The sequence below is a fragment of the Kytococcus sp. HMSC28H12 genome, from assembly GCF_001816045.1.
GTDB classification, from domain to species: domain Bacteria; phylum Actinomycetota; class Actinomycetes; order Actinomycetales; family Dermatophilaceae; genus Kytococcus; species Kytococcus schroeteri.
Map to the genome: position 1 here is coordinate 1 of NZ_KV824529.1, position 1,176 is coordinate 1,176.

The 1,176-nt window shown below is 73.6% G+C and carries 2 protein-coding genes; both read right to left on the minus strand.

Going from position 1 to position 1,176, the window contains the following annotated elements; translation table 11 throughout:
* Window positions 1–81: 81 nt before the first annotated feature.
* Complete coding sequence (gene mscL, locus HMPREF3099_RS07745; RefSeq protein WP_070705448.1) at window positions 82–459, minus strand: large conductance mechanosensitive channel protein MscL; 378 nt, start codon at window positions 457–459, stop codon at window positions 82–84.
* 83 nt (window positions 460–542) lie between these two features.
* A partial coding sequence (locus tag HMPREF3099_RS07750) for an SAF domain-containing protein (RefSeq protein ID WP_141762063.1) occupies window positions 543–1,176 on the minus strand: 634 nt, incomplete at its 5' end.

The following is a 1,176-nucleotide window of genomic DNA, read 5'->3' on the forward strand; positions in this document are numbered from 1 at the left end:
CGACGCCGCCGCACCTGTCGGGTGCGGCGGCGTCGTCGTCAGCGGGCGCTCGGCGCCGGGGCCGGGTCACCGGCCGGGGGCTCACAGCCCGCGGTTGGCCTTGAGCAGGTCGCGGATCTCGGCGAGCACCTCGGAGTCGGTCTCGGGGACCTCCAGGCCGCGACGCTCGTTGAACTTGTTCATCGGCAGCACGAACACGAAGTACACGACGGCGGCGGTGATCAGGAAGGTGATCAGCGCGGTGATGATGGCGCCGAAGTCCATGAAGGTGGCCGGGTTGGACGAGCGCAGGCGGAAGCCCAGACCGTCGGCGTTCACGCCACCGACGGCGGCGAGGATCGGGTTGATGAGGTTCTCGACGACCTTGTTGACCACGGCGGCGAAGGCCGAGCCGATGACGACCGCGACGGCCAGCTCGATGACGTTGCCGCGCATGATGAAGTCCTTGAAACCCTGCATGGTGGTGCTCCTGAATCTGTGGGGGGGGGGTGAACCACCGGGTGCGGGGGTCCAGGCCCGCAGACTATCCGGGGCAGGGCCCCTCACCCCGCCACTTTGGTGCGTGAGTCGTCACTTTTTTCCGGATCGTCCGGCCCCAGGGCCCCGGCCCCCTTTCCAGCGGGTGCCACCAGCACCACCGCCACCGGCGTGTCCAGGCCCGTGGCCGCACCGCCCGCGCCGGCCACCGCGTCGGACTCCTCGGGCGTGAGCGCCACCCACAGCCCACCCACCGCATCGGGTGACTCGGGGTCGGGTGCCACGCTGCCGCGCACGGTGGCCCGTCTCGCCACGGTCCGGCCGGTCTCCCGCTCGATGAGCCGCACCGTGGACCCGCTGCCGGCGGCCTGCAGCACCGGCGGGTCGAGCACCGGGAGGAAGACCAGCTCCTGCCCGGCCGGCACCTGGCGCCCGTCGGGCAGCACCGCCCGTTCGGTCACCGGGTCGCCGGCCGCCAGCGGCACGGCCACTGTGCGTCCCACCAGTGCGTCCGCCCCGACCGGCGACCAGGTGACCGCGTCCTGCGGCAGCTCCACCTCCTCGAGGTGCTCCTCGGCCAAGGGGGTGCCGGGGGCCACGTCGCCGGCCGCCACCACTGCACGGGCGGTCTCCGGCGGGGGTGGTGCCACGGCCTGCACCCCCGTGCCCACGGCCAGGGCCGCGCAGGCGACGGCCCCC

What these genes read in the sequence shown, in the direction of transcription:
- mscL (WP_070705448.1), bottom strand. Translation starts at nt 459, where the DNA reads ATGCAGGGTTTCAAGGACTTCATCATGCGCGGCAACGTCATCGAGCTG.